Here is a 1735-nt window from a genome sequence, read left to right on the forward strand (position 1 = left end):
GATGTACCCGACGAAACGACGACGTGGCCTGAGCTTGCAATTGGGTTGTACGACCGACTCACCGGCCGGAACGCTGAAATAACGTACGAGTTCGAGGACATGGAGGTCGATGTCCCAAGCACCACGGGCGAGGACCCCGAGCACGCCTACTGGCGCGTTGACGGCACGCTCACCGTCAAGGCACGCGAGAAGGAGTGACGACGACACCGACCGGACAGCGTGGCGGTCTGCCGGAAACCCTCGCTGAGCTGCTGGACGCCATCGAAGACCGGCCAGCGCTGTCGGTCGCGGCCGATCTAGAGATCGAAGTTGATGGCCACCGGGCGAGCGTCGTCGGCTACGACGACCTCGTGGCGTTTGATCTCCCGTCTCTCTCTGGGGCACTCTCGCTGTACCGGGACCGCCCTGTCGAATCCATGGATGCGGCTGCGCTTCTCTCCTCGGTTGGGCTGACCGCCGAACTCCGTATCCGTGGGGTCCCCGTGGCTCGCCTCGGTGACGCCGCTGCCCCGAGCGCCCTCGCTCGACGACTCGGGCTGGGGCCGGTCGAACTCGTCCCCGAAGGCGTGGTACTCGCGCTCACTCGACGGCGCGGATGAGATCGAGCAGTTCCTCGCGGTAGGCTGCCGGCGACCGGAACAGCGGCCCGTCCTGGCCCTCGACGCCGACCAACTCGCCAACCGGCCGATTCGGATACGCCCCCGCGGCGATTCGGAACCCTGCAGCGTGCCAGACACCGACCCAGCCGGTTATCGACAGCGTCGTCTCGAGCGAGTCACGCGAGAGTTCGGCCGTGTAGCTCTGCAGGTGTAGCTTGTCGCCGCCGTCGGTCCGGACACGTTCCGTTCGACCGCGGGAGATATCTTCGAACCCCCGATCTCGGAGTTCGCTTGCGAACGCTGACCCAGCTTTCGACCGAACCGTCGGCAGTATCATCATCGGGCCGATGCCGGGTGCCAGCGGCGGCCGAAAGGAAAGTGCCGTCCCGAAGAAAAATCGCCACTGGCGGTCGATACCGGCGGCCGACGTGGCTGCCTCGCGCGTTCGACCGTCGCCGTAGAGCTTGGTCGCACCCGTGACCGTCGCGCGCCGGAGTTGGAACACGGTCTCTACGTCCTCGTCGATCAGTTCCCAGCCACCGCGGGTCAACCGCGCCTCAGGAACGTCTGGAAACGCGGCGTCGGGCGACACAACCCTAGTGGTCGTCCTCCCGCCACTTGTGCTCGCACTCGGTACAGGTGAAAAAGCGCGTCTCGGACTCGTCAGCGGCTCGAATCTGCTTCATCTCGTAGAACGCGCGGTCGTTGCCACACTCCGGACAGCGAGCGCCCGTCGTCGGCCCCATATCCTCGACATCGACTTCGGAGGTATCGACGACGTCCGAGGACTCCTGACCTTGCGTCGTGACTGCCTTTTTATCGCCTTCGGGATTTCGGGCTTTCTCGTAGCCACAGCTGCTACAGATCCACATATCGTTATCTGTCTTCATCATCGAACCGCAGTCGTCGCAAAATTCCATTGGTGTGCCCACTATACCGCTGACCTGTGTTAAACGCCCGGGTTCCTAGCTGTTGTTGACCCATGCGGAGCAGGCATCCATATCGTCAAGGGTCTCCTCATGGAAGGTACAGTAGGGGGCGACGTCGTCGCCGTCCATCACGTACTGGAAGTGCCGACAGTTGCCGCAGTAGCTGTCTGGCTCGCCACGGTGAACCGCCGTCTCAGTGATCGGGTC

General features: G+C 63.8%; 5 protein-coding genes. 2 read left to right on the forward strand and 3 right to left on the reverse strand.

Annotation, left to right across the window (positions count from 1 at the left end; all coding sequences use genetic code 11):
* Both Q0964_RS09460 and Q0964_RS09465 read left to right on the forward strand, forming a co-directional pair.
* On the forward strand, positions 1 to 198 hold a 198-nt coding region (locus Q0964_RS09460; protein WP_299266458.1), incomplete at its 5' end, for a hypothetical protein.
* On the forward strand, positions 195 to 599 hold the full coding sequence (locus tag Q0964_RS09465; protein ID WP_299266460.1) for a hypothetical protein: 405 nt from the start codon (positions 195 to 197) through the stop codon (positions 597 to 599). The genes Q0964_RS09460 and Q0964_RS09465, both read left to right, overlap by 4 nt.
* On the opposite strand, the gene Q0964_RS09470 is transcribed toward Q0964_RS09465, so the two are convergent.
* Genes Q0964_RS09470 through Q0964_RS18565 form a run of 3 tightly spaced genes read right to left on the reverse strand, consistent with a single transcriptional unit; the run spans position 580 to position 1729 of the window.
* Positions 580 to 1191, reverse strand: a complete 612-nt coding sequence (locus Q0964_RS09470; protein ID WP_299266464.1) for a DUF6517 family protein — start codon at positions 1189 to 1191, stop codon at positions 580 to 582. The two genes, Q0964_RS09465 and Q0964_RS09470, sit on opposite strands and share 20 nt — an antisense overlap.
* Before the next feature lie 4 nt (positions 1192 to 1195).
* Complete coding sequence (locus tag Q0964_RS09475; RefSeq protein WP_299266466.1) at positions 1196 to 1519, reverse strand: transcription factor S; 324 nt, start codon at positions 1517 to 1519, stop codon at positions 1196 to 1198.
* A 45-nt stretch (positions 1520 to 1564) separates the two neighbouring features.
* Positions 1565 to 1729, reverse strand: coding sequence for a cell division protein CdpA domain-containing protein (locus Q0964_RS18565; RefSeq protein ID WP_422653635.1), 165 nt, complete (start codon positions 1727 to 1729; stop codon positions 1565 to 1567).
* Positions 1730 to 1735: the final 6 nt, after the last annotated feature.

It is taken from the genome of Halorientalis sp., from assembly GCF_028275115.1.
Classification (GTDB): Archaea; Halobacteriota; Halobacteria; order Halobacteriales; family Haloarculaceae; genus Halorientalis.